The organism is Kineosporia sp. NBRC 101731, from assembly GCF_030269305.1.
Taxonomy (GTDB): domain Bacteria; phylum Actinomycetota; class Actinomycetes; order Actinomycetales; family Kineosporiaceae; genus Kineosporia.
Genome location: NZ_BSTC01000002.1, coordinates 302,622 through 327,812 on the forward strand (window position 1 = coordinate 302,622; position 25,191 = coordinate 327,812).

Sequence of the window (25,191 nt, forward strand, 5' to 3'; positions counted from 1 at the left end):
CGAGCCGGCCCGAGATACCCGAGGCAAGGGGAAACATGATGGGACGCACATCGGAGTGGGCTTCGGTGCTGGCTCTGTGGAGCGCACCACGCAGCCGCTCGACCGCGTTCGCCCGGATGATGGCCGAGCGCGACGATCGCCTGGTCGTGCACGAACCCTTCTCCCGGGTGGTCGATTTCGGCGAGGTGGAGGTCGGCGATCAGATCGCCCGCTCCGAGCAGGAGGTGATCTCCGCACTGCGGTCCAGCGCCGGGCGCCGGCCGGTCTTCTTCAAGGACACCACGGACTTCCACTATCCGGCGCTGCTCGCCGACCAGGACTTCCTCGCGGGCGCGACGCACACCTTCATCATCCGTGACCCGGCCGAGGCCATCGCCTCTCACTACGCACTCAACCCCAACCTTGAGCAGGACGAGATCGGCTTCGCCCGTCTCCACGAAATCTTCACTGCTGTAGAGGAAGCCACCGGCACCACACCCGTCGTCATCAATTCCGACGATCTGCTCGAGCGGCCGACCGAGACGGTGAAGGCGTACTGCTCGGCCGTCGGCATCCCCTTCCTGGCCGACGCACTGTCCTGGCGGCCGGGGATGCGGTCGGAATGGCAGACCACCAGCAAGTGGCACCGGGCGACCAGCCAGACCTCCGGATTCGAGCGCCGGGCCCTTACCGACGCCCCGAAGATGACCGAGAACCCGAAACTCCGGGCCTACATCGATCACCACCGGCCGTACTACGAGAAGCTGCGCGCCGTCGCGCTGGCGACCTGACGCCGTCCCGGATCCCCGATGCCGCCACCGGATGTTCTTTCCGGCGATCGAGGTTCGGCCACATCCATAACCGTTCAGTGAGGTGGATCATTCGATGGACATAGCGATGTCCTCAGCCAGATCAGGCCTGTGCGACCCGGTCGACATCTCCGGCCATCGCAACAACACGGCCGTCTCCACGGCCACCGGGACCGGGGCCGGAGAGTTCAACGTATGGGGAAATTCTTTTGCCGCCGAATATTTGCCGTCCGGACCGGAACGGGTTCAGGTCGACGGCATTCCCTTCGACTTCCCGCGGGTCGGTGACGGTCCCGACAACATCCGCTGCTCCGGGCAGGCCATCCGCGTCCCGGAAGGTCGCTACGACTGGATCCACGTCCTGGCCGCCTCCGAACGACGCAGTGAGGAGACCGTCGACCTGCGCTTCGCCGACGGCTCGGTCGACGCCGAACCGCTGCGGGTCTCCGACTTCTGGTCCGCACCGGCCTGGTTCGGTGAGATCAAGGCGTTCGAGAGCCTCGTCATGCACTACCCGCACCACGTGCAGCGCGGTGTCCCGGCGGTGATGTGGGCCCAGCGGGTGCCGGTCACCCGGCGGGCCGCGCTGACCAGCATCCTGCTGCCCCGCAACGTCGCCGTGCACATCTTCGCGGTCACCCTCCAACGGACGGAGAAACTGAGATGACGGTCGAGGCGACGACCCGGACGTCCATGGTCACCGGCGCGGAACCACAGTGGTGGTACCGCGATCTCGTCAGCTGCCTACAGTCCACGTTCGGCTCGGTCCTGGCCCGGGCGGGGGCCGACCCCCTGACCGTGCTCGGCTCGGGCTGGCGTTTCCTGCACCGGCCGGGCGACGTACGGTCCGAGGAGTTCTACTACCCGTGCCCCACCGATGCCTCGCGCGAACCCGACCTCGGCGCCGCTCTGGCTCCGCACCACGAACTTCACGCCCGATGGTGGCAACCCGCCGACGAGAACGACACCTGGCGGGAGGTACGCGATTCCCTGAACGACGACCGGCTGGTGATCGCGGCCGTGGACAACTACCACCTGCCCTTCCGGCCCGCCTACGGCGACGTGCACGCCGCCCACCTGGTCGTCATCTACGGACTGGACGAGACCCGTGGGCTGGTGCACGTCTGTGACGCGATGCCCCCCGCGTTCCGCGGCACTGTCCCGATCGAGGCATTCCTGCGCAGCTGGGGCTCCGCGAATCCGAGCGACGTCCAGGACGCCTTCTTCAGCGACTCCCAGATCGGGCGGCGCTGTCTCGACGTCCGTCTCGACGCGGAACCCGCACCGCTGACGCCCGAACTGCTCGGCGGCTTCATGCGCATCGACGTCGAGCACTTCACCACGGCCGGACCCGGCCGGACCGGGCTGACCGGCTACGACCGGTTCGCCGCGGAACTGCTCGACCGCTGCCGGGCCGGGGACGCCGGCGCCCTGCGCGAGCTCTACCCGTTCGGCTGGGCCATGCAGGCGCAGGCATCACTCCACGGTGAACTGGTCCGGCGCTGCGGTCATGAGTGGGACGACCCGGCCCTCGCCGGGGCGGGCCGCGCGGTGGAGACCGTCGCCCACGCCTGGACCGGACTGCGGTTCACCGGCGCCCACGGGCTCGCCGATCCCCGGGCGGTCTCGTCGGACATCGCACATCACCTCACGGTGCTGCGCTCGGCGTACGCGCGCGCGGTCGACGCCGTGGGCGCCTGCGCGGCGCGACTTTGACCGCGAGCGGACCGATCAGCGTGGACCAGCGGAGGAGAGAGCCATGAGCAAGCTGGCAGTGTTCGGCGGTACGGCCGCCGTGCCGAAGCACCGTCGCCGGGTCGAGTGGCCCCTGGTGGAGGACGACGACCGCAAGGCCGTCCTCGGCGCGCTCGACGGTGCGCGGCTGGTGTCTGACACCGACGGGGTGAACCCGGTGTCGGACCTGGAGGAGAGCTGGGCCCGTCAGTTCGGGTTCGAGCACTGCGTCGCGGTGTCCAACGGCACCGCGGCCCTGGCCCTGGCCCTGGCCGCGCTCGGTATCGGCCCCGGTGACGAGGTGATCGTGCCCGCACTCACCTTCATCGCCACCGGGCTCGCCCCGTTGCACCAGATGGCGGTTCCGGTGTTCGCCGACGTCGATCCGGTCACCTTCACCATCGACCCGGACGACATCGAACGCCGGATCACGCCCCGGACCAGGGCGATCATCCCCGTGCACCTGCACGGAGCCCCCGCCGACATGGACCGGATCAACGAGATCGCGACCCGGCACGGCCTCGCGGTGGTGGAGGACGCCGCCCAGGCCCCCGGCGCGACGCACCGCGGGCGCCCCGTCGGCGGGATCGGCGATCTGGGCACGTTCAGTCTCCAGGTCAGCAAGAACATCCCGACCTGTGGTGAGGGCGGGCTGGTGGTGACCCGCAGCGCCGAACTGGCCGAGGCGGTGCGCAAGGGACGGCAGTTCGGCGAGGTCATCGAGAGCGGACGCGAACGCGACTACATCTCCTACAACCTGGGCTGGAACTACAAGATGAACGCGCTGCAGGCCGCGTTCACCCAGTCCCAGCTGACCCGGTTCGAGGGGTACGAGCGGGCCCGGCAGCAGAACATCGGCGGTTTCCTCGCCCGGCTCTCGCGACTGCCGGGGATTCAGGTGCCGACCGCATTGCCGGACACCACCCATGCCTGGCACATTCTGCGCTTCCGGTTCGATCCGGCCGCGTTCGGCCTGGACGGCACGCGACCGCAGGCACTGCGCTCGGCCCTGCGACGGCTGCTGCGTGCCGAGGGCGTGCCGATGTCGCAGTACCAGCTCATGCCGCTACCCGACCAGAAGGTGTTCGTCGAACGTCTCGGTTTCGGCTCGGGCTATCCCTGGTCGGTCACCGGAGCGACGGGAACAATTGCGGGAGAGGGGTATCCGGTGACCCGCGCGGTGATCGCCGACTCCCTGACCATTCAGAAGCGGCACCTGCACCCGGGGTCGGGAGACCTGCTCGGACTCTACGCGGACGCCTTCGAGAAGGTGTGGGAGAACCGCGACGCGGTGGCCACACTCGCGGGTGCGGCGTCATGACGATCATCCAGTCCCCGGAGACCTCGACCCTGTACTCGGTGGCCGCGCGCATCCGCTCGCACGTCGTCGACATGTGCGCGGGACCGGAGGGCGGCCATCTCGGGGGCGCCTTCTCCAGTGCCGATGTGCTTGCCGCCCTGTACTTCTCGGTGATGAACGTCGATCCGCAACGACCGGACGACCCGGATCGCGACCGGTTCCTGCTCAGCAAGGGCCATGCTGCGATCGGTCTCTACGCGACGCTCGCCGAGCGGGGGTTCATCCCGGTCGAGGAGCTCGCCGGGTACGGCCGGCCGGGCAGCCGGCTGATGGGTCATCCCGTGCGGGCGGTGCCGGGGGTGGAGCTGCCGACCGGCTCGCTCGGGCACGGGCTGGCTCTGGCCTGCGGCTTCGCTCTGGCCGCGCGATACGCCGGCCGCCGCTCGCGCAGTTTCGTCCTGCTCGGTGACGGCGAACTCCAGGAGGGCTCGGTCTGGGAGGCCGCGATCGTGGCGGCGGCCCAGCGTCTGGACCGGCTGGTGGCTGTGGTGGACCGCAACGGCCTGCAGTTGACCGGCTCCACCGAAGGTATTGCCCCGATGGAGCCGCTGGCCGAGCGCTGGCGCAGTTTCGGCTGGTCGGTGCGCGACGTCGACGGACACGACCCGGTCGAGCTGGCCGAGCATCTGGACGAGGCGCCGTGGGAACCGGGCCGCCCGAGCGTGCTGATCGCGCGCACGGTCAAGGGCCAGGGCCTGCCGTTCCTGGCCGGCCACAGCAGCAGCCACTACGTGACGCTGTCGGCGCGCCATCACGCCCGGGCGATCCGTGCACTGCGGGCCGGGGAGGTGGACGGATGAGCACAGCGAGCCGGGAGGCGTACCGGGACACGTTGTTCACGCTGCTGGAGCAGCACCCCGAGCTGATCTGCCTGGACACGGACACCGGGTTGTTCCGGGCCGAGCACGCCGCGGCGGCCGGTGAGCAGTACCTGAACCTCGGCATCGCCGAGCACACCCTGATGGGCGTGGGCGCCGGGATGGCTGCGAGCGGGCGGGTCCCGTTCGTCAACACGATGGCTACCTTCGCGGTGTCCCGGGCCCTCGAAGCCATCAAGATCGATATCGCGTACAACCAGCTACCGGTGCGCATCATGGCCACCCACGGTGGTCTGTCGGCCGGGCACCTCGGCCCGACCCATCAGGCCCTGGAGGATCTCGCCCTGATGCGGATCCTGCCGGGCATGACCGTGGTGGTGCCGGCCGATGCCGCCGCCACCGAGGAGTTCGTCCGGCAGAGCATGGATGTGGCCGGCCCGATGTACATCCGGCTGGACCGCAAACCGACACCGCTCCTGCCGCCCGCACCGCCCCCGGTCATCGGCCGGGCGCAGACCCTGCGCGAGGGCGACGACGTGGTTCTCGTGTGCTGCGGGCCGTACCCGGTTCTCGCCTGTCTCGAAGCGGCCGATCTCCTGGCCGGGCAGGGCATCGGGGCCAGGGTGCTGAACATGCACACCCTGCGGCCGTTCGACGCGGCCACGCTGGTGGCCGCGGCGCGACCGGCGCGACTCGTCGTCACGGTGGAAGAGCATTGGCGCAGCGGAGGTCTCGGCGGCGCGGTGACCGAGGTACTGGCGGAGTCGGTGCCCCGGAAGGTGCTGCGGCTGGGCCTGCCGGACCAGTTCGTCGACGTCGTCGGCGACCAGAGACATCTGGTCTCCCACTACGGCCTGACCGCGGAACGCGTCGTCAGCAAGGTCCGGTCCGCCCTCGATGCTGCCCACTGCTGAAGGAGAGTCCCCGATGTCCCGGTCCGAACTGGCCCCCTCGTCACATGTCATCGTGATCAATCGCTGGCGGGAGCACTACGCGGAATATGCCGCCCATATCGACCACCACCGGCATCGCGTGACCTACGTGAGTACCGAGGTGGGTCTGGCCTCGGTGCCGGACACCGCGACCGAGGTCGTCGTGGTGACGGCTACCGACGATCTGGCCGAGGTCACCGCGGCCGTCGACGACCTGGTCGGCCGGCACGGACGCCCCGACGGGATCGTCGCTCTCAAGGAGGACGATCTCCTGATCGGCGCCGCACTGCGGGAGCGGTGGAGCGTGCCCGGCCCGTCGGCCGGCCAGTTGCTGCCGTTCCGCGACAAACTGGTGATGGCGTCCCTCATCGCCGAGGCGGGCGTACCCGCACCGGCATTCGCAGCGGCCCCGGACGCCGCGCGGGTGACGGCCTTCGCGCAGCTCCACGGCTGGCCGGTGATCGTCAAACCGACGACGGCCAGTTCCAGCCTGGGTGTGGTGCGGGTCGAAACCCCGCAGGACGCGGCCGGCCTGGACCTCGACGACGGTCCGCACATCGTGCAGACCTTCGATCCGCGCCCGATCCATCACGTGGACGGTTCCTTCGACGGGGAGAAGGTCTGTGTCGTCCGGACGTCCCGTTATCTCACCAGTTGCCTGGACTTCCGTGACGGAAAGGTTCTGAGCACGGTCGAGGAAGACGACCCGGTACTCCAGCAGTTCGTGGCCGACTTCGCCGACCGGGCCCTGCGCGCGCTCACGGACCGGCCCACCGTGTTCCATCTGGAACTGTTCGTCGACCGGACGACCGGTGAGTGCAGCTTCCTGGAGGTCGGGGCACGCGTCGGAGGTGGAGAGACGTCGTTGCTGTGGCGCGAGGTGCACGGGACGGACCTGATGGAGATCGCTGTCCGCTATCAGCTCGCACTGCCGTCACCGTTGATCTCCGCGCCGGCCACTCGTGAGGTCGCGGGCTATCTCCTGGCGCCGGCCCCGCAGAACAGGCCGTGCCGGATCACCACCGTCACATCGATGCTCGGGCAGTCGCCCGGCCCCTACGCGGAGTCGATCCCGGAGGCCGGCGACGTGCTGTCCGACGCCGACTCCTACTACGAGCACGTGGGTGGGAGATTCCGCTTCCGGGGTGTTTCCACGGCCGCGGTGGAGGAGGCCATCCGGCGGACCGCAGCCACGTTCCGGGTGGAGGGGGAGGCGCTGGAACAGCGTGTCTCCCAGTTCGCCTGACCTCAGCTGCTGTTACCCGGAACCGATCGGTTCCGGGTAACAGCAGGTCAGAGCGGTGGAGGTGGGGGGAATCGAACCCCCGTCCGTCAGCGCAGAACCAGGGCTTCTCCGGGCGCAGTCTGCTACGGCTTTTCTCAGCCCCAGCGATCCCACAGACAGGTCGCTGAGCCGGGCTCAGTCACGGTTAGTGTTCCCGCAGGCCCCGTAACCGGTCCCTTGGGCAGTGGCCTTCTAGTCGACGCCAGGACCCGGGACGAAGGCATTCCCGAACTGACGGACTCACACTCGCTTAGGCAGCGAGGGCGAAGTCGTTGCGCTGTGTATCGGCAACTATTGTTTTGCGACGAGGATTTACGAGATCACATCGCGTACTCGGCCCGCTTCTCCTGGTAAGACGACCAACGTCGAAACCAGTCACCCCCGAGGGGAGTGGATCTGGTTCGACAAGATCTGGAACTTCCCAGTCTTGCCGTGTTCAGTTATCAAACGGTGCGGCCAGGTTCGGCCCCACCGCGCTGTACAACTCTACAGCCTCGGGCCGTGTTCCCGCCTCTTCAATTGACCCGGCTAGCGGTTGGCCCGCAGCGACATGGCGCGATCGGACTCGCGCTTGTCCTGACGCTCACGCAGGGTCTGCCGCTTGTCCCAGTGCTTCTTACCGCGGGCCAGGGCGATCTCCACCTTGGCCTTGCCGTCCTTGAAGTAGAGCTGCAGCGGCACCAGCGTGTAACCACCCTCACGGGTACTACCCGCCAGCTTGTCGATCTCGGCGCGGTGCAGCAGCAGCTTGCGGCGCCGGCGCGGGGAGTGGTTGTTCCACGTGCCCTGGAAGTACTCCGGGATGTGCACGTGCTCCAGCCAGGCCTCACCACGATCGATCTGGGCGAAGCCGTCGGCCAGGGAAGCCCTTCCCTGGCGCAGGGCCTTGACCTCGGTACCGGTGAGCACGATGCCCGCCTCGTACGTGTCGTCGATGTGATAGTCGTGCCGTGCCTTGCGGTTGGACGCAACCACCTTCTTGCCAGTTTCCCTGGGCACGCCTACCTCACCTCTTCCGCCGAATGCCGAAGAGCAAGTCTATGAGGTGGCGCAGCCCCTGCCCACTTCATTACCCCGGGTTACGCGGTGAGCGTCGTACGGGGAGAGCATCAGAGCCAGCCCATCGGATCGGTGGTGCCGCCGTTCACCCACACCTCGAAGTGGAGGTGGCAGCCGGTCGACAGGCCCGTGGTGCCGGAGTATCCGATCAGCTGGCCCCGGCTGACCTGGCCGGAGTGAACGCTGATGCGGCTGAGGTGGTTGTACGACGTGGCCACGCCGGCTCCCCGGAGCCGTCCGTGGTCGACCACGATCTGGTTGCCGTAACCGCCCGACCAGCCCGCCCGCACGATCGACCCGGAGGCCGCCGCCCTCACCGGAGTACCGCAGGGAGCACCGAAATCGGTGCCCGTGTGCAGCTTCCGGTAGTTCAGGATCGGGTGGTAGCGCCAGCCGTAGCTCGAGGTGATCGGGGCGCCGACCGGGTAGGACAGGGTCGACCCGCCCGGCGCCGCTTCCGGCTCCGCGTCGTCGGCGGCCCGGGCCCGGGCGGCCGCGGCCCGCTCCCGCAGGATCCGGGCGAGCTTCTCCTGCTCGGCCTCGGCCGCGTCGATCCGCTTCTGCTCGGCGGCCTTCCTCGCGGAGATGACCCGGACCGCCGCGCCGCGCACGTCGACGAGCTTCTTGATCTCCTGTGTGGCCGACCGGGCCTGGGTGGTCGCGGCCTCGCGCTGCACCACGACCTGCGCGGCCTGTTCCTTGAGGTCGGCCACCTGCTTCCGGCCGGCGTCGAGTTTCGCCTTGCGGGCCCGAATCTCAGCCTGCTCGACGGCGAGCCGGTCGATGGCACCACCCTGGGCCCGCAGCACGTTCCCGGCCAGACCCAGCCGATCGGTGAACTGTTCGGGGGTCTGCGCGTTCAGGGCGATCGACAGCCCGGTCAGACCGGAACTGACATAGGCCTCACGGGCGATCCGGCCCAGCCGGTCCCGGGTCTCCTGTTCCTGCTCAGCACGCGACGCGAGGGCCCGTTGCGCCTTGTCGACCGCGGCGACCGCGAGCTCCAGCTCGTCGGCCAGCTGCTCGTCCCGCTGATCGGCCCGCCGCAGGGCTGCCTCGGCGACCTTCAGGCGGGAGTTGGCATCCGCGAGCCGCGCCTGGGCCGTCCGCAACCGGACCGCGGCCTCGACCAGATCGTCCGATGTTCCCTCGAGATCGTCGCGCAGCTGCTTGATCTCGTCGGCGAGCTTCGCCTGCTTGTCCCTGACCTCGTCCGCCGCCGCCGGGGTCGCGGTCTGCGCCACCTGCGTGACGCCGACCGCGAGAGCTGACCCGGCCACCATCAAGGCCGCGAAAAACCGGGTAGGACGGCCCGTCCTACCGGGTGCACCAGTGGTCCACCGCTTCATCCGCGTGCCTCCTGTCGCTGATCACCCCCATGAGCGGGTGGCAACATTGGTCACACACGGTACAGGGGTGACTACACCTTGAGGTATCGCTGCAGCGCCAGGAAGGCTGACACGCCAGCGATCCCCAGACCGATGATGAACAGCCACGGCACGACCGTCAGGGCATCGCCCACGTCCACGTAGTTCGTGAAGGTCAGCTGCTTGGCCAGCCGGCCCTGGATCTGGAACTTGGTCACGCCCACCAGCGCCACCGAGGCCAGGGTGGCGCCGACCGCCGCCGCGATCATGCTCTCCAGGATGAACGGGAGCTGGATGAAGAAGTTCGAGGCCCCGACCAGGCGCATGATGCCGGTCTCGCGACGGCGGGTGAAGGCCGTCAGCCGGATCGTGGTCGCGACCAGCAGCACCGAACACAGCAGGGTGATCACGGCGAGCAGCCAGGATCCCAGCTTGAGCTGATTCAGCAGCGCGAACAACCGGTCCAGTACCTCGTTCTGGTTCTGGACCGACTCCACGCCCTGGGTGTTCTTGAAGTAGTCCGAGACCACCTTGTACTGCTCGGGATCCTTCAGGTCGACCCGGTACGACTCCGGCATCTGGTCAGCGGTCACGTTGTCGGCGAGAGCGCTGTCCTTGCTCTGTTCCTTGAAGTGCTCGAAGGCCTGCTCCCGCGACTCGAAGAAGACCTCCTTCACGTAACCCTGGAGCTGCGGCGACTTGAGGTTGGCCTCGATCTGTTCCTTCTGCGCGTCGGTGGCCACCCCGTCGGCACAGCTGGCCGCGATCGAGTCCTTACCGCACAGGAAGATCGACACCTGGACCCGGTCGTACCAGTAGTCCTTCATGGTGTCGACCTGGCGCTGGGCGAGGAAACCGAGCCCGACGAGGAAGAGGGAGACGACGGTGACGAGGACGACCGAGATGGCCATGGCCAGGTTGCGGCGCAGGCCGATGACGATCTCATCGAGAATGAACTGGAAACGCATGTTTTTTCAGTTGCTTTCTACCGGGAGTATCCGTAGACGCCGCTGACTTCGTCGCGCAGCATGTTGCCGTTCTCAAGTTCGATGACGCGCTTGCGCATCTGGTTCACGATCTCGTGGTCGTGGGTGGCCATCACGATCGTGGTGCCGGTCTTGTTGATCCGGTCCAGCAGCCGCATGATGCCGACGCTGGTGTTCGGGTCGAGGTTTCCGGTCGGCTCGTCGGCCAGCAGGATCGCCGGCCGGTTCACGAACGCCCGGGCGATCGCTACACGCTGCTGCTCACCACCGGAGAGCTCGTGCGGGAACCGCTGTTCCTTGCCCGCCAGGCCGACCAGCTCGAGCACCTCAGGAACGGTGTGCGCGATGGCGTGCCGCGGCTTGCCGATGACCTGCAGGGCGAACGCGACGTTCTCGAAGACCGTCTTGTTCGGCAGCAGGCGGAAGTCCTGGAAGACCGCGCCGATGGTGCGGCGCAGGTGCGGCACCTTCCAGCTGGACAGCTTCGCCACGTCCTTGCCGGAGACCCGGACCACACCCTTGGTGGCCTTCTCCTCACGCAGCGCAAGGCGCAGGAACGTGGACTTACCCGAGCCGGAAGCTCCCACGAGGAAGAGGAACTCGCCCTTGCCCACCTCGATGCTGATCGAGTTGAGCGCTGGGTGCTTGCTGCCGGGGTAGACCTTGGTGACGTCGTCGAATCGGATCACGGCTGAGACCTCGGCCGCCGTCGGGGACTGGGAACGTGCTCGCGGCCGGTCCGAAGTCTAGGGGGCTTCACGAGTGCGGAGGGGGACTCATCGGGCCCAGGTGCGTTGTAAATGTGAACCTGTGCAGGTCCTGTGGCCCTAGAGGCGCCAAAAACTACGGACGGCGAAGAGTCGGTTACCTCTTCGCCGTCCGGGGGTCACGTGCTTACGCCGGCTGCTCCTGCGACTTGCGCCAGCGGATGCCCGACTCCAGGAACTCGTCGATGGCACCGTCGAACACGGCCGAGGGGTTACCCGACTCGTACTCCGTGCGCAGGTCCTTCACCATCTGGTACGGGTGCAGCACGTAGGAGCGCATCTGGTTGCCCCAGCTCGAACCGCCGTCGCCCTTCAGCCCGTCCAGCTCGGCCTGACGATCCTGGCGAGCCTTCTCCAGCAGCTTGGCCTGCAGCACCCGCATCGCCGACACCTTGTTCTGCAGCTGCGACTTCTCGTTCTGACAGGTCACCACGATGCCGGTGGGGAGGTGCGTGAGGCGGACCGCCGAGTCGGTGGTGTTGACCGACTGCCCACCCGGGCCGGAGGAACGGTAGACATCGACACGGATGTCGTTCTCCGGGATCTCGATGTGGTCGGCCTCCGCCACCACCGGCAGCACCTCGACGCCGGCGAAGGACGTCTGACGGCGGCCCTGGTTGTCGAACGGGCTGATCCGCACCAGCCGGTGCGTGCCCTGCTCGACCGAGAGCGTGCCGTAGGCGTAGGGCGCGTCCACGCGGAACGTCGCCGACTTGAGGCCGGCCTCTTCCGCATAGGAGGTGTCGTAGACCTCGGTCTTGTAGGAGTGCCGTTCGGCCCAGCGCAGGTACATCCGCAGAAGCATCTCGGCGAAGTCGGCGGCGTCAACGCCTCCGGCCTCCGACCGGATCGTGACCACGGCCTCACGGGCGTCGTACTCACCCGACAGCAGCGTGCGGACCTCGAGCTCGCCCAGCGCCGTGCGGGTCGCGGCCAGCTCGGTCTCCGCCTCGGCCAGGGTGTCCGCGTCGTCCTCACCCTGGGCCAGCTCGACCAGCACCTCGAGGTCGTCCACGCGGGCCGACATCTTTTCCAGGCGCTCGAGCTCGGACTGCAGGTGGGAGAGCTTCGACGTGACGACCTGGGCCTTGTCCGGGCTGTCCCACAGGTCGGGGGCCACGGCCTGCTCGGAGAGCTCGGCGATCTCGGAGCGGAGCTGGTCCAGGTCACTCACCTTGAGGATGGACTCCAGGGTGCTGCGCAGTGCGCGGATCTCGCTGGGAAAGTCGGTGGCCACGTTGATCGAGGTTACGCGTTATCGGGCCCAAACACAGAGTCGGCATGTCGGTCGGCACCGGTGAGCAGGGCCGGAACACTCTCGCGCACACACAGGAGCCGCACTGCACCGATGTTGCAGGGGTCACACAAAAAGACCTTTGGTCCGCTTATGACCGATTTACAGTGACTAGTGGCGCTCGGAGATACGCGCAGCACCACTGGATATTCCCGGTCGGTGCTCCAGCTGCGTCACGGCGTCGGTACGAGCTCCCGGCCGCGCGTCCTGGATGAATCCGGACGCGCGGCTGGGCTCCAACTCCCACAGGGGCTCCCATTCCCCGATCCCCGAGTCGCTCTCACGCTTCCCGGTTCACGGCGAAGAGCCTGCCCCCGTCCTACGGGTTCCGCATCTCGAGCCGTGCCGGCGAACGGCTACAGCCCGAGCGAGTCGAGGTCGTCCGGTTCGGCGCCCCGGCACAGGTCGGCGAAAGTGACCTGGAGAGCACGGCAGATCATCGGGATCTCCTGGACCAGGATCCGCCGGTTGCCCTTCTCGGCGTCGTGCGCCTGGCTGAGCGACCAGCCGACCAGCGCGCCGAATTCCTCCTGGGTCAGCCCCAGGCGCGACCGCTCGCCGCGGATGTTCCGCGCCACGATCCGCCCCAGGTCCGCCACGCGCCCGACCGTAAATGGCCCGCCAGGTGAGGGAGTAGCAGAAAGCGGCTTGATTTGGTGTTTCCCCAAACGGTACGGTGAATCACCAAGCCAGTTCGGTCAATGGCAAATGGCTCCAGACCGGTTCCGGCCCGCCGGTTGACCTCCCTCCGTCCTGGCGGGTCGGAACCACACCATCCGAAGTTCTGTGTGCCGATCGCCCGTGATGGCTGTCAGCACTGACTACCCGTACTGATGTCCGTACTGATTTCCCAAGAGGAGTTGCATGCAGGCCGGCGAAACCGCCCATCAGATCCAGGCCCATCTCCGGAGCTGCGGGGTCGTGGTCCATCTGGCCACATCCGTTCCCCGTGAGCCAGGTCGGCCGTTCGGCATCGTCGTGTTCCTCGAAGAGGTGCTGGCCCAGCACGAGCTGGCGCGCGACTGTGTGATGCGGCTCCCTGGGGTGCTGGAGGTGACTTTCTCGTCCCTGAGTCGAGCGATCATGTACGTGGTCGTGGGACCCCTGGGGTTGGTGCGGTCGTCGGCGGTGTTGCAGGTAGCCCCTCCCGTTGAGGCGCGCGTGGCGTGAGTTTCCAATGGGGGACGCACAAACTGGCCATCGTTGTCGTCGCACCTTGGTGCAGTCCCGGCTCCCGGCCACTGGCTCCCGGCCACTGGCTCCCGGCTCCCGGCTCCCGGCTCCCGGCTCCCGGCTCCCGGCTCCCGGCCACTGGCTCCCCGCTCCTGGCTCCTGGCTCCCCGCTCCTGGCTCCCAGTTCCTGACCCCCGGCGCCCGGCGCCCGGCCACTGGATCCTGACCACTGGCTTTCGGCTTTCGGCTTTCGGCTTTCGCCTTTCGCCTTTCGCCAGTGACCTCTATCCGGCTTTGGGTATCAGTCAACCCCCGCGTATCACTTTGCCCCCGAAGGCTTCTGGCCACAGCTCGGCAGGCGGCTACGGCTCGGGCTCACGGGCCGAGGCTCGGCTCGTTGCCTGCAGTGGTACGCCGTCCGCCCATCGACGTACCACGAGCCCCACCAGAGGTATACGGGCACGACCGACGAGGGTGACCTGTGCAGTGGTTTCCTCCCAGACGCCTGTCGGACTACCGAGCCCCACGTCAAGGTCGGCGGCGGTCTCCGGCTTCTCGCCCAGATAGCTGCGCACGCTGGCATGCACGGTCTCGTCGGAGATCGGCACGAAAGACTCCCTCATTCCCTGTCGGTAGAACGACTCCTCATCGAGGGCATCCGCGGCGTCCAGCGCTGCGGCATCGGCCAGATCCTGCAGTTCCTGGCGTTGCAGATGCAGCGCGGTGATGTCGGTGGTGACGAGGGTCAGAAGCAGCGCCAGAGCAACGAAGCCAGCTATCAACGGCACCATCTGACCAGAATCTCCACTGACGACGGATGCTCTGCACCGAATTGATGACCATCGCCGACAAGACTTCGAGCCCTGGGCGAAAATCTCCCCGGAGTCGGCGATCCCACCCGCGGCGGACGGCTCAGGCCAATCACGATCCTTGACTCTGCCCAAAATCCTCCTTCCGCCACACCTCACCCAGAACAAGCTCCCACCGCTCAAAGTTCGTGACTCCAGATGGTTTTCACCCATCAACACCATCATCTCAACTCTCTCGGACGTGCTCCGGTGGATGCCCTTGATGACCGAGCTCCCTGAATTCGTCTACCGTCTCAACCTGACTGGCGCTCACCACCACTTGGGCGCGCAGGGCGTCCGCCAATCCCACCGGAAGCCAGGGGAAACGTGCCGCGACCTCCACCTGAGCCGTCACGCGTTCGCCCGGCAGTAAGCAGGACGCCCGGCTGCAGCTGATGTGAAGTGTTCCGTCGCTCGGTGGGAACCCCTGGTCCTTGAGCGCCAACTCGGCCGACATAGCTGCTCTTTCTTGACCCTCCGCATCATTCGAAGCTGTGACGAAGGACCGTGCTGCTTCTCTTGCCGCACCGTCCGCAGCGAACGAGGCCGCTTGCACCCGTCCGAGAATGAGCACCAGGTAGGCGACAGGAATCATCAGAAGAAGCCCCAGGGCAACGAATTCAATCGCCGCCGATCCCACTTCACGGGAATCGCAGAATCCTCCCCCGGACCTGGCCGAGCCCCGACGTTTCACGGCCCGGCCTCGGCGAGAGCGTGCCCGGTGACGTCTACGCTCCGCCCGACGCCGATCAACCCGGCGACAGGCAGCGGCGCGATCACCCGCACCTCGATGATCGCCGCCCCGCCCAGATCGACACGACGGGCAGAGACATACCGCGCGTATCCCGACGAGAGTTCTTCCCTGATGAGGCTACGGGTACGGTCGGCACCGGCAGCGGGATCTCGATCGGACAGGGCACCGAACCTTGCCCCCTGAGCGGCGCAATCGATGAGAACGTTCCGCACGTATACGGTCAGGGCGAGCTGAACGAGGGCCAGGAACAGGAACACGAGCAACGATCCGACCAGGACGAAATCGACAACCGCAGAGCCCGTATCACGCCGACGTAAGGACTGCACCGCTCAGGGCCCGCCGACGACGTTGTCCACGGCGTCGTTGAAAACCTGAACCAGCCGCGGACCGGCTGCGCCCCAGAGAGCAACCACCAGGCCCGCTGTCATGAGGGTGACCAGCACCCAGCCAGGAACGTCGCCCCGGTCACCTCCGCGACCACGCACCAGATACATCCGGGTCATCACGAATGCCGCGAGATGTTGAGCCAGGACACGGCCGATAGGCACCCGCCGTCGCTTCGCCGTGCTGGACGGCATCGCCGAGTAAAGCATGTGCATCCCCGTTCTTCGTTGGATCTGTAGCTAGACCGTGAGCTCGAGTACCGCCAAGCCGGGATACAGCGCGAAAAGCACTGTGACCGGTAAAATCAGGAAGACCACGGGCACCATGGCACCGATCTCCCGACGCCCACTGGACTCCATCAACCGACGCCTGGTCACTTCCCGGACGTCTTGGGCCTGAGCTCGCAGAACATCGGCCAGAGGAGTGCCCCGTTCGATCGCGACCACGATTCCGTCGACGAACCGGGCGAGGCTCGGGATCGCACTGCGCTCCGAGAGATCGTTGAGAGCGTCGATCAGAGATCGGCCGGTCCGGGCTTCCGCCAGGGTGCGACCGATCTCGGTCGGCAACTCACCGCGGCAGGTGCGGGCCACCCGGTCGAGAGCACCGAGCGGACCCTCGCCGGCGCCCACAGCCAGGGCGAGAATCTCCGCCACCGCTGGGAACTCTGCCAGGATGTGCCGCTCACGCCGCCGAACCTGCCAGTCCAGCGCCTGGTCACGACCCAGCACCCCGAGCAGCGTTCCGATCAGGACCAGGCCCACGAGCGAGACCACGCTCAGACCGCTCCCGACGGCGATCGCTGCCGCCACGCCGGCTCCTGCCCCTGTTCCCAGTGCTCCGGCCATCACCTGCTGGGCCCTGAACTGCTCGATGGAGACGCTCGTACCCGCCTGGCGAAGGCGTCTTTCCACCGAGGCGTTCCCACCACTGACCCGAGCGGCCCCCCGCGCGGCCCGGAGCATGAACGGTTGGATCAACTCACGGATTGCCGATCCCTTGCCTGGCTGCCGCAGCTGCGACTCATCCATGACAAGCCGGGCACCGCGCAGGTACGGCGCGAGACGTTCGTCCAGCGTGGGACGCCGGTTCCACGGGACGCCCAGGACCACGAGCCACCCGCCGATTCCGGTCAGGGCCCCTAGCAGAGCACCCAGTGCAGACATCAGCGCAACACCCGCTGCTCTTCAGGGAGCCGGCCGATCACTGTCATCAGGCGGTAAGCGAACACGGAGGCGCCGGCGCCGACCGCCAGGACAACGGTGCCGGTGGAACTCTCATAGGCCTGTACGGACTCGGGTTTCGAGGCGAGAAGGGCCAGTACCAGCCAGGGCGCCGACACCGCCAGCCGGGCAGCGGAAACCGTCCAGCTCTGCCGGGCCTCCAGCTCCGACCGAACTCTCGCATCATCACGCAGGAACATGGAGAGGTTACGAAGGAGACGCCCGAGATCGGAGCCACCGACCTCACGCGTGATGCGCAGCGCCTCGCAGAGCCGGTCGCCAACGGGATCGGCCAGCCGGGACTTGAGGGCTTCCAGCGAGTCCCCGAAGCTGCCGGTGAGCCGATAGTCGCGGGCGAAGGCCCGGAACGGTGGACGCAGAGGTTCCGGGCCTCGTTCACCGAGGGCACCCAGAGCCTCTGGAAGGGAGAGACCGGCGCGGACTCCCGAGGCCAGATTGTCGACGACATCGGGCCAGAGTTCACGGAAGCGCTGACGCCGTCGCCGCGCACGACCACGAGCCGCGGCGTAGGGCGCCCAACCCGCGATCGCAGCAAAGCATCCGGTGACCGGGAGAACGCCGGTGAAGGCGAGTACCACCAGTCCTACTCCAGAGCCGGTCCCGGCGCATACAGCCAGGAAAGCGGTCGGAGACACAGACGGTAGATCTGCTTCGTCGAGCAGGGCTCTCAGACGACCCACCGGTGACCGGCCGGCCAGACCCAGCAGACGGGGTGCCGGTTCCCAGCACGCCCACCAGATCAGGAACAGGCCCACACCCGCGGTCAGCCCGATCAGTGCACCCACGCCGTCACCTCCAGCCGCCCCGCAGCACTGCCGCGACGTCGATCCCCGCGCGCTCGTACCGGTCCGGGTGCGGCGGGAATCCCTCGCTCCTCACCAGCCGGTCACCGCGCCGCCCGAAGATCTCGGTCGTCTCGATCACGTCTCCCTCGACCCGGCCCGGCACACCGACGATCTCGGTCACCCGGCGCCGCCCGTCACCGTCCAGGCGCACCTGCACCACGAGGTCGATCGAGCTGGCCACGGTCGGGACGATGAAGCGGCCGCTGACATTCTCACCCGCCAGCAGCGGAAGCGTGCACATCTTGATCACCGCTTCCCGTGCGGAATTGGCATGCACGGTTGCCATTCCGGGGAGACCGCTATTGAGTGCGAGAAGCAGATCCAGACTTTCGGCCTGGCGCACCTCACCGATCACGAGCCGGTTCGGGCGCATCCTCAGGGCTTCCTTCACCAGTCTGCGCAACGGGATCTCACCCGTTCCTTCCAGACTGGCCTGACGACACTGCATCGGAACGGTGTCCCGGAGGGTAGCCCTCAGTTCGAAAACCTCTTCACAGGTGATGACCCGCTCGTGAGCGGGTACCGAACCCAGCAGGCAGTTGAGCATCGTGGTCTTACCGGCCTGAGTTCCCCCGGACACCAGAATGTTGAGCCCGGCAACGACCGAAGCAGTGAGAAAATCCGCAGCCTGTGGGGTCAGTGTTCCCAGCGTGACAAGATCATCGATCCGGGACGAGACCACCGTGAACTTACGGATGTTCACGGCATAGGAGTGCCGGGTGATGTCCGGGATGACCACGTGGAGCCGGGAGCCGTCAGGCAACATCGCGTCCACGAAAGGACTCGCCAGATCGACCCGGCGTCCCGAGTGCTTCAGCATGCGCTCGACCAGGTCACGCACCTCCTGATCCGTGAAAATGGTGGTGGTGAGCTCACTGACACCGGAACGAGCAATGAAGACGCGGCCTGGATCATTGATCCAGATCTCCTCGATCGACGGATCGTCGAGGTACGCCTGGAGCGCGCCGAACCCGGACACTTCGTCGATCACCCGCTTCACCGCATGCCCGACGTCCGCGAGCGGCGGCAACGACCGCAGCAGTGAGCGTTCGTCGTACGCGGCCACCTCAGACTCGACGAGGCGACGCAGTCCGGCTGAATCACGACCGGGATCAATGCCTTCCCGGCGTATCCGCTCCCGTACCCCGTCGGAAACGATCGAGACAGCATCCACCGGATCCCCCTACTCATCCCCGTGGGGCCGCAAGCCCCGTGGCGGCCTGGCCGCCCGCCCCCCGTGACCACAGCATAGGAAACCCGGACAGACCCTGCGCAAGTTATCCACAGGAATGGTGAAATTCGACGGCCCGGAGAAGGTTGTCCACAGGTGGCCGTCGCTCCCGCCGCGAGGGGCGCACAATCGATGGCATGAGAGTCCGCGTCACTGTTGTTCTTTCCGAGATTGAATTGACTGCAGTTAATGTCGAGATCCAAGTGCAGCCGGGAACGCTACTGGGGTCTGTGAGCGATCAGCTCTCAGCTGTTCTTCCTGAGCCAAATAATCTGAAGAAGAGATATTTTCACTGCGGCGGCCAATCCGTACCACTGACCCATCCGATCGGCCTCCCACCGCTCGTCCAGGGGGCAACACTGGTACTCAGAGCCCAGGAGGACGTTCCGGCAACCACCTCCGGGGTCCTGGAGGTCCACACGGTGGCCGGACCGGATGCCGGTCTCACCCACGCCCTAACGGTGGGGCACCCGGTCCTCATCGGCAGACACCGTTCCTCCGGTATCTCGCTGGCCGACCCCGACATCTCCCGTCACCACGCCGAGATATCAGCTTCGGACGATGGTCTGACCGTCAGGGATCTCGGTTCCGCGAACGGAACCCGAGTAGCGGATCAGCTCATCGGAAATGCTGTGTTCGAGTTGCGGCCCGGCGACCTGGTACGGCTGGGCAACAGCACCCTGGCCGTACGGACGCCGACCCGACCGGCCGCTGCCGTCACCCCGGACGCCGAAGGCCATCTCATGGTCAATCGGCGTGCGTCCCAGGAGCCACTGAAGCCTTTTGCACTGATCACCTTCCCGCAGCCACTGTCCACTCCGCCCCGCCCGCAACTGCCCTGGCTCATGATGCTGGCGCCCCTGCTGCTCGCAGTGCCCCTGGCACTGCTGTGGAGGCAACCCGCCTATCTCCTCATCGCTGCGATGAGCCCGCTCCTGATGCTCGGGCAGTACGCCACCGACCGCCGCCGGGGTGGCCGCGAGAGCCGATGGCTGGCCAAGGCACACCGGAAGCAGACGCTCGAGGCGGAAGAGGCCCTGGAGATGGCTCTTTCCCGAGATGCCGAATATCTGGAGACCGTCTACCCCGATCTGGCCCGTCTCGCAGTCACGGCCCGGGTCCCCACCGACGACCTCTGGCTCCGGACACCGCGACAGCACGTGGCCCTGGCCGTACGAATCGGCCGGGGCGAGGAGCCCTCATGTGTGATCAAGCGCGATCCGGGCCGGAGCGGCCCTGAGGACACCGGTGAAACCCATCCCGTGCTCCCTGACGTCCCCGTCGGGCTGGAGCTCAGGGATTTCTCCGTCGTCGGCATCTGTGGGCCTCGCCGAGCTGTTCTCGGTACGGCCCGGGCCGTCATCGGTCAACTGGCAGTACTCCACTCGCCGCGTGACATCTCCATCGGTCTCCTGCAGTCACAGCCGACCGGCTCCGGAGAGGCAGAGGCCGACCAGAGCGTGCCCGAGTGGGAGTGGCTGACCTGGCTCCCTCACCATTCACCCGACCCGTCCGCATCGCCGGGCGCGATTCGGGTGCTGGTGCTCGACGGGGCCAGGCGCCTGCGACGGCGACCGGACGTCGCGGAGACGCTGTCCCGGGCCGGGGTCACAGACCCGGGTGACACCCGGGAGACCAGGCATGTCCTTCGTGCTGACCCTCTGCGAACCACCCATGCCGCCGGAACCGTCGTCTTCTGCCTGGAGCAGGACGAAGCGTCGTTGCCCCTGGAATGCACTGCCACCATCGTTCACACCGACGGTGCCGACGACGCTGTACTGCACCGAGCTGGGCAGGTCCCGAGATCGTTCCTGCCCGACCTGGCCGGAGCACGGTGGGCCGACCGGTTGGCTCGCGACCTCGCCCCCCTGCGTGATGCCACTCCCGACGCACGCACCGACATCCCCCGTCAGGTCCGGCTGGTCGATCTTCTGCGTCAGGTGCAGAAGATCGATCCCCTGGACGGAGGATCGCTCGCGCAGGCCTGGCGATCGGGTCCGGCGAGAGAGGAGAGAGGATCGACTGTCGCCGTCCTCGGGCAGTCCGCGGCCGGCCCGGTGACCGTCGACCTCCGCGCGGACGGGCCCCACGCGCTGATCGGCGGCACCACCGGATCGGGCAAGTCGGAGTTGCTCCAGACGCTGATCTCGTCGCTGGCCGCCGGAACCGGTCCGGACCAGCTCATCCTGTTGTTGGTCGACTACAAGGGTGGGGCTGCCTTCCAGGCCTGCACCGGGCTTCCCCACGTGGGCGCGGTACTCACCGACCTCGATCTTCCGTCGGCGCGCCGGGCCCTCTCATCCTTCACCGCAGAGCTGCGACGCCGTGAAAGGTTGCTCCTGCAGGCCGGGGCCACCGATGTCGATGCTTACGCCACCGCCCGGGCGCATCGTCCCGAGCTGGAGCCGATGCCGCGGCTCGTGGTCGTCGTCGACGAGTTCCGGGTACTGGCCGAGGAACTTCCGGAGTTCGTCACCGGTCTGGTCCGTATCGCCACGGTAGGCCGCTCGCTGGGGGTTCACCTGGTGCTCGCCACCCAACGCCCGGCCGGAGTGGTCTCCCCGGACATCGCGGCCAACGTGAATCTGCGGATCGCCCTCCGGGTCCGGGACGCTGCCGACTCGCAGGACCTGATTGCCGGTCCTGCGGCCGCGTGGCTACCCGCGATTCCGGGGCGCGCGCTCCTGAGGGTCGGGGCGGCAGCACCGGTGGAATTCCAGGCCGCGCGGGTGAACGCGCACCTGCCTGCGGACCAGGGCATCGGTACTCCGGTCGTCCGGCTGCTTCGATCATCCTCCCCTGCTGTACTTCGCGCCGAACCAACTGATGAACCGGCCTCGGACGACCGGGAAGACCGTCCCGGCGATCTGGAGCGACTGGTCGACTCGACCCGGTCGGCAGCCGCCGCGCTGGGTCTCGTACAGGCCCGGGCCCCGTGGCTGCCGGAACTTCCGTCCGAGCTGGAACTCGGCCGACTGCGTCGGGGTTCCCGCCCTGAACACGTGATTTTCGGGTTGAGCGACCTACCCCACGAGCAACGGCAGGAAGAAGCAGGCTGGGATCTCACCGCCGGTCACCTGGCGATCGTGGGCGGTGCTCGTTCCGGACGTTCCGGTGTCCTGCGCACGCTGAGCGTCAGCGCCACGAAAGCCGAAGATCCACGCGTCCACACATATGTGCTGGACTCGTCCGGAGGGCTCGTCGATCTGGAGACGCGCGGAGTGGCACGGGCTGTCGTGCGGCTCGACGACCATGAACGCGCGGGACGCCTGTTGCGTCGGCTGGGCAAAGAACTGTACGAGCGGCAGAGACCGGTGTCCGGATCGGGATCACGAGTGCTTCTGCTCGTGGACGGGTGGGATGCTCTGATCACGGCCCGGTCAGAACCCGGTGGTGCCGCGCTGCTGGACTGTCTGCTGGCGGTACTGCGGGACGGACCGGCCGCAGCGATGAACGTCGCCGTCACCGGCGCCCTTCCTCTGCTGACCGGACCGCATTCGTCGTTGTTCACCCAGCGACTCGTCCTGAGTCTGCCCGATCCGGTGGACGCCATGATGGCTGGAGTACCGGCGGAACTCGCGCGCAGCCCAGGCCGGCCCGGGCGAGGTGCGTGGCTTTCCTCGGGACATTCTGAATTCCATGTGGTCCAGGTCGCCCGATCGGTGAGTGAGCCCGTCGGATCGGCTGCCGGAGAACCTGGGACGACGGACGACGGCTGGGCTGTTCCCGCCCTTCCGACAAGGGTTTCCCGCTCCGCTCTGTCTCCGGCGGAAGCTCCCGGCAAGGGCTCGGGGATCGTCGTGCCGATCGGGATCGGTGGCGATCAGGCCCGGACAGTCGGTCTCGATGTGACCGCTGCCCCGGTGACGCTGATCCTCGGGAGCCGCGGCAGCGGTCGGACGACAGCCCTGTTCAGCCTGGCCGAGGGATTGGAGGAGCTGGGCGTCCCCACGTTCATTCTCGATCATCGCACCGCCCGGCGGACAACCACCGCCGCCGACCTCACAGCTCGTCTGACGCTGCTGCCGAGCACGGTGGTGCTGATGGACCTTCCCCCGGTACCTGGTGCCGCAGTTCCCGACGACGGCGATCTGGCCGAGGCTCTGTCAGCGCATCTGGCCGGTGCTCACGGCGAAGAGGGACACCTCGTCCTGACCGCCTCCGGCCATGACGTCGTCGGAGCGTACCGAGGGCCGCTGCTCCTGGCTCGCGGCGCCCGGCAGGGACTCGTCCTGGGAGTGCCCACGCTCACGGATGGGGAGGCGTTCGGGCTCCGGCTCGATCGTCACCCGGCCGGGCCGCCGGGTCGTGGCGTACTCGTCGCTGCCGGGACAATGATCTCTGTGCAGGTCGCTCACCCGGCATCAGCGGGCGCCCCCGGTCCCGGAGACGCGTGACAGGAGCGCCGCCCCCGGAACGGGCGCCTCTCCAGGCCCCGCGGGGCGACCCGAGCTCGGGCGAGCCGTGATGCACGGGAAGACGTCGGGCCACGGATCTGCGGAATCCTGCGTGGTTCCGCACAGCGACAGGGTGACGCGACGAGCCCCTCACCCATCACTCTCGGAGCTCGGCATGAGGCTCCCGTGACACTGGGCAACCAACTTCCAGCAGCTTGTGACATACAGCTACTGGAGCTCAAAATCGCCGGACCCAGTGCTTCAGTTACGGCGCCGAGCACAACTCAGTGTGTTCTATCCTTGCCACATGGTGACATCGGTTTCGTTCGGTAACGAACGAACCCCGCACCGCTACAACACAGCTCGTGCTGTGGGGTCCAGGAAGGGTGTGGGCACGATTTCGCTCGGCAGCCGCTCCGAGACCGTCCGGAGTACGGACACCGTCGATCTGCGGGTTCCGGCCGATCCCGCCTATCTGGCGATGATCCGCACGGCAACCGCCGGGTTGGCGACACGGCTCGATCTGACGCTGGACGAGATCGAGGACCTGCGCATCGCAGTCGATGAGGCGTGCTCCCTGCTTCTTCAGGGCCGCGCTCATCCCGACCGGGCGATCCACGCCGAATTCGAGGTGGGGCCGCCGGGGAGCGGCACGCTGTCCATCCTCATCACCGGCCCGGTCAGCCAGCTCCCCGAGGGGCGCGGCTATGCCTGGGCAGTGCTGCAGGCGCTCGCGGGTGACGTCATCACCGGCATCGGGGAGAACGGCGCATGGATCAAGCTGACGTACGTCGGACGGGGAGACCAGTGATCCAGCAGCAGGAGTCGACGCTCAGTGTGCTGCAGCGCACACCCCGGCGGGATGGTTCCCCGGACGCACAGGCCGCCGAGGCCCACGCCGACCCCGTGGAGGACGGAGTAGACGACGTTCCCGTCGTCGCGCCGACCCCCGAGGGCTCACCGGAGGTCGGCCCGGCCCAAGCGCCCGCTTCGGCTCCACACCGCCGCGCGGTCGCACCGCCGGCCGAATCGCCCCAGATGGTCGCGGCGCGCCTGAGGGAGAACACGGACGACGACCCGGCTACCCTTCGACGCCGAGGTCGGCACGTCCGGGATGACGACGAAGAGCCCGCCCCGCCCGACCCGGACCTGTTACGACTGTCGACCCTGTCCAAGGGCGACCCGCAGTACCAGCAGTTGCGACGCATCATCATCGAGACGCACCTGCCCCTCGTCCACCACCTCGCACAACGATTCAAAGGCCGCGGCGAACCCTACGACGACCTCGTCCAGGTCGGCACCATCGGCCTCCTGCACGCCGTCGACCGCTTCGACCCCCAACGCGGAGCCTTCGCCGCCTTCGCCGTCCCCACCATCGTCGGAGAAATCCGCCGCCACTTCCGCGACCGCGGCTGGGCCATGCGCATCCCCCGCCGCATCCAAGACCTCGGCCGCCGCGTCTCCGAAGCCCGCGAAACCCTCACCCACACCCACGACCGCTCCCCCACCGTCCAGGAGATCGCCCAATACCTCGACGTGGACGCCGACCTGGTGATCGAGGCGCTCGACACGGCCAGTGCTTACATCACCGTGCCCCTGCCCACGACCGCCGACGAGTCGGACCGGATGGGTAAGGCCTTCGAAGACGCCGGCCTGGAACTGGTGGAGCAGCGGGAGACCCTGCGGCCCCTTCTGGCCCGCCTGCCGGAACGCGAGCAGCGCATTCTTGAACTGCGGTTCGGCAAGGGACTGTCCCAGGCACAGATCGCGGCCGAGGTGGGCGTCTCGCAGATGCACGTCTCCCGGCTACTCACCAAGAGCCTCAACATCCTGCGCAGCGGACTCACACAAGAGTTCTAGAGCCTGTCCGGGGCCGGTAAGCCCCAGAACCCCGCTATCGCACCCGTGCACCCCTGCACGGGTGC

General features: G+C 67.5%; 23 protein-coding genes and 1 other RNA gene. 11 read left to right on the forward strand and 13 right to left on the reverse strand.

The window, feature by feature from the left end:
* Positions 1–38 precede the first annotated feature (38 nt).
* The 7 genes from QSK05_RS08595 to QSK05_RS08625 all read left to right on the forward strand — a co-directional run bounded on the left by QSK05_RS08595 (position 39) and on the right by QSK05_RS08625 (position 6,878).
* Complete coding sequence (locus QSK05_RS08595) at positions 39–770, forward strand: sulfotransferase-like domain-containing protein (protein ID WP_285595768.1); 732 nt, start codon at positions 39–41, stop codon at positions 768–770.
* A gap of 106 nt (positions 771–876) precedes the next feature.
* Positions 877–1,455, forward strand: coding sequence for a beta-sandwich domain-containing protein (locus QSK05_RS08600; RefSeq protein ID WP_285595770.1), 579 nt, complete (start codon positions 877–879; stop codon positions 1,453–1,455).
* Positions 1,452–2,504 (forward strand): BtrH N-terminal domain-containing protein, encoded by a 1,053-nt coding sequence (locus tag QSK05_RS08605; protein ID WP_285595772.1) that lies wholly within the window; start codon positions 1,452–1,454, stop codon positions 2,502–2,504. The genes QSK05_RS08600 and QSK05_RS08605 overlap by 4 nt, the downstream gene beginning before the upstream one ends.
* Positions 2,505–2,547: 43 nt before the next feature.
* Positions 2,548–3,843 carry a DegT/DnrJ/EryC1/StrS family aminotransferase gene (locus QSK05_RS08610; RefSeq protein WP_285595774.1) on the forward strand — a complete coding sequence of 432 codons (1,296 nt, stop codon included), beginning with the start codon at positions 2,548–2,550 and terminating at the stop codon, positions 3,841–3,843.
* On the forward strand, positions 3,840–4,682 hold the full coding sequence (locus QSK05_RS08615; RefSeq protein ID WP_285595775.1) for a transketolase: 843 nt from the start codon (positions 3,840–3,842) through the stop codon (positions 4,680–4,682). The genes QSK05_RS08610 and QSK05_RS08615 overlap by 4 nt, the downstream gene beginning before the upstream one ends.
* Positions 4,679–5,614, forward strand: coding sequence for a transketolase family protein (locus QSK05_RS08620; RefSeq protein ID WP_285595777.1), 936 nt, complete (start codon positions 4,679–4,681; stop codon positions 5,612–5,614). The genes QSK05_RS08615 and QSK05_RS08620 overlap by 4 nt, the downstream gene beginning before the upstream one ends.
* A 13-nt stretch (positions 5,615–5,627) precedes the next feature.
* Positions 5,628–6,878 carry an ATP-grasp domain-containing protein gene (locus tag QSK05_RS08625; protein ID WP_285595778.1) on the forward strand — a complete coding sequence of 417 codons (1,251 nt, stop codon included), beginning with the start codon at positions 5,628–5,630 and terminating at the stop codon, positions 6,876–6,878.
* 53 nt (positions 6,879–6,931) lie between these two features.
* Here QSK05_RS08625 and ssrA read toward each other — a convergent pair.
* From ssrA to QSK05_RS08660, 7 genes are all read right to left on the reverse strand, one after another.
* Positions 6,932–7,300: a transfer-messenger RNA gene (gene ssrA, locus QSK05_RS08630) on the reverse strand.
* Positions 7,301–7,445: 145 nt separating this feature from the next.
* On the reverse strand, positions 7,446–7,916 hold the full coding sequence (gene smpB, locus QSK05_RS08635; protein ID WP_285595780.1) for an SsrA-binding protein SmpB: 471 nt from the start codon (positions 7,914–7,916) through the stop codon (positions 7,446–7,448).
* A gap of 110 nt (positions 7,917–8,026) precedes the next feature.
* Positions 8,027–9,325 carry a peptidoglycan DD-metalloendopeptidase family protein gene (locus QSK05_RS08640; protein ID WP_285595782.1) on the reverse strand — a complete coding sequence of 433 codons (1,299 nt, stop codon included), beginning with the start codon at positions 9,323–9,325 and terminating at the stop codon, positions 8,027–8,029.
* Between the two features lie 71 nt (positions 9,326–9,396).
* Complete coding sequence (ftsX, locus tag QSK05_RS08645; protein ID WP_285595784.1) at positions 9,397–10,311, reverse strand: permease-like cell division protein FtsX; 915 nt, start codon at positions 10,309–10,311, stop codon at positions 9,397–9,399.
* Positions 10,312–10,328: 17 nt separating this feature from the next.
* Complete coding sequence (gene ftsE / locus QSK05_RS08650; protein ID WP_285595785.1) at positions 10,329–11,018, reverse strand: cell division ATP-binding protein FtsE; 690 nt, start codon at positions 11,016–11,018, stop codon at positions 10,329–10,331.
* Positions 11,019–11,223: 205 nt separating this feature from the next.
* Positions 11,224–12,333: a peptide chain release factor 2 gene (gene prfB / locus QSK05_RS08655; protein WP_285595786.1), complete on the reverse strand. Its 1,110-nt coding sequence runs from the start codon at positions 12,331–12,333 to the stop codon at positions 11,224–11,226.
* Between the two features lie 413 nt (positions 12,334–12,746).
* Positions 12,747–12,989, reverse strand: coding sequence for a helix-turn-helix domain-containing protein (locus tag QSK05_RS08660; RefSeq protein WP_285595788.1), 243 nt, complete (start codon positions 12,987–12,989; stop codon positions 12,747–12,749).
* 265 nt (positions 12,990–13,254) lie between these two features.
* On the opposite strand from QSK05_RS08660, the gene QSK05_RS08665 reads away from it, so the two are divergent.
* A complete protein-coding gene (locus QSK05_RS08665) occupies positions 13,255–13,560 on the forward strand; it encodes a hypothetical protein (protein WP_285595789.1) in 306 nt (101 codons plus the stop codon).
* Between the two features lie 365 nt (positions 13,561–13,925).
* Here QSK05_RS08665 and QSK05_RS08670 read toward each other — a convergent pair whose 3' ends face one another.
* The 6 genes from QSK05_RS08670 to QSK05_RS08695 form a co-directional block, all read right to left on the reverse strand.
* Entirely contained in the window at positions 13,926–14,354 is a 429-nt protein-coding gene (locus QSK05_RS08670; protein WP_285595790.1) for a pilus assembly protein TadG-related protein, read from the reverse strand.
* A gap of 747 nt (positions 14,355–15,101) precedes the next feature.
* Positions 15,102–15,491, reverse strand: a complete 390-nt coding sequence (locus QSK05_RS08675; protein WP_285595795.1) for a TadE/TadG family type IV pilus assembly protein — start codon at positions 15,489–15,491, stop codon at positions 15,102–15,104.
* Between the two features lie 3 nt (positions 15,492–15,494).
* Positions 15,495–15,713 carry a hypothetical protein gene (locus QSK05_RS08680; protein WP_285595799.1) on the reverse strand — a complete coding sequence of 73 codons (219 nt, stop codon included), beginning with the start codon at positions 15,711–15,713 and terminating at the stop codon, positions 15,495–15,497.
* Between the two features lie 75 nt (positions 15,714–15,788).
* Entirely contained in the window at positions 15,789–16,715 is a 927-nt protein-coding gene (locus QSK05_RS08685) for a type II secretion system F family protein (protein WP_285595801.1), read from the reverse strand.
* Positions 16,715–17,578 (reverse strand): type II secretion system F family protein, encoded by an 864-nt coding sequence (locus QSK05_RS08690; RefSeq protein ID WP_285595803.1) that lies wholly within the window; start codon positions 17,576–17,578, stop codon positions 16,715–16,717. Before QSK05_RS08690 ends, QSK05_RS08685 begins: the two co-directional genes overlap by 1 nt.
* 4 nt (positions 17,579–17,582) lie before the next feature.
* Complete coding sequence (locus QSK05_RS08695; protein WP_352300504.1) at positions 17,583–18,812, reverse strand: TadA family conjugal transfer-associated ATPase; 1,230 nt, start codon at positions 18,810–18,812, stop codon at positions 17,583–17,585.
* Positions 18,813–19,291: 479 nt separating this feature from the next.
* On the opposite strand from QSK05_RS08695, the gene QSK05_RS08700 reads away from it, so the two are divergent.
* From QSK05_RS08700 to QSK05_RS08710, 3 genes are all read left to right on the forward strand, one after another.
* A complete protein-coding gene (locus tag QSK05_RS08700) occupies positions 19,292–23,266 on the forward strand; it encodes a type VII secretion EssC family protein (RefSeq protein WP_285595807.1) in 3,975 nt (1,324 codons plus the stop codon).
* A gap of 388 nt (positions 23,267–23,654) precedes the next feature.
* Positions 23,655–24,077, forward strand: coding sequence for an ATP-binding protein (locus QSK05_RS08705; protein ID WP_285595819.1), 423 nt, complete (start codon positions 23,655–23,657; stop codon positions 24,075–24,077).
* Positions 24,074–25,126 carry a SigB/SigF/SigG family RNA polymerase sigma factor gene (locus QSK05_RS08710; RefSeq protein ID WP_285595821.1) on the forward strand — a complete coding sequence of 351 codons (1,053 nt, stop codon included), beginning with the start codon at positions 24,074–24,076 and terminating at the stop codon, positions 25,124–25,126. The genes QSK05_RS08705 and QSK05_RS08710 overlap by 4 nt, the downstream gene beginning before the upstream one ends.
* The last annotated feature ends 65 nt before the right edge of the window (positions 25,127–25,191 follow it).

Coding starts and splice junctions, on each gene's coding strand:
- ftsX (WP_285595784.1), bottom strand. CDS start 10,311: ATGCGTTTCCAGTTCATTCTCGATGAGATCGTCATCGGCCTGCGCCGC.
- QSK05_RS08610 (WP_285595774.1), top strand. CDS start 2,548: ATGAGCAAGCTGGCAGTGTTCGGCGGTACGGCCGCCGTGCCGAAGCAC.
- QSK05_RS08600 (WP_285595770.1), top strand. CDS start 877: ATGTCCTCAGCCAGATCAGGCCTGTGCGACCCGGTCGACATCTCCGGC.
- QSK05_RS08685 (WP_285595801.1), bottom strand. CDS start 16,715: ATGTCTGCACTGGGTGCTCTGCTAGGGGCCCTGACCGGAATCGGCGGG.
- QSK05_RS08640 (WP_285595782.1), bottom strand. CDS start 9,325: ATGAAGCGGTGGACCACTGGTGCACCCGGTAGGACGGGCCGTCCTACC.
- QSK05_RS08620 (WP_285595777.1), top strand. CDS start 4,679: ATGAGCACAGCGAGCCGGGAGGCGTACCGGGACACGTTGTTCACGCTG.
- QSK05_RS08670 (WP_285595790.1), bottom strand. CDS start 14,354: ATGGTGCCGTTGATAGCTGGCTTCGTTGCTCTGGCGCTGCTTCTGACC.
- QSK05_RS08595 (WP_285595768.1), top strand. CDS start 39: ATGGGACGCACATCGGAGTGGGCTTCGGTGCTGGCTCTGTGGAGCGCA.
- QSK05_RS08665 (WP_285595789.1), top strand. CDS start 13,255: ATGCAGGCCGGCGAAACCGCCCATCAGATCCAGGCCCATCTCCGGAGC.
- QSK05_RS08605 (WP_285595772.1), top strand. CDS start 1,452: ATGACGGTCGAGGCGACGACCCGGACGTCCATGGTCACCGGCGCGGAA.
- QSK05_RS08615 (WP_285595775.1), top strand. CDS start 3,840: ATGACGATCATCCAGTCCCCGGAGACCTCGACCCTGTACTCGGTGGCC.
- QSK05_RS08625 (WP_285595778.1), top strand. CDS start 5,628: ATGTCCCGGTCCGAACTGGCCCCCTCGTCACATGTCATCGTGATCAAT.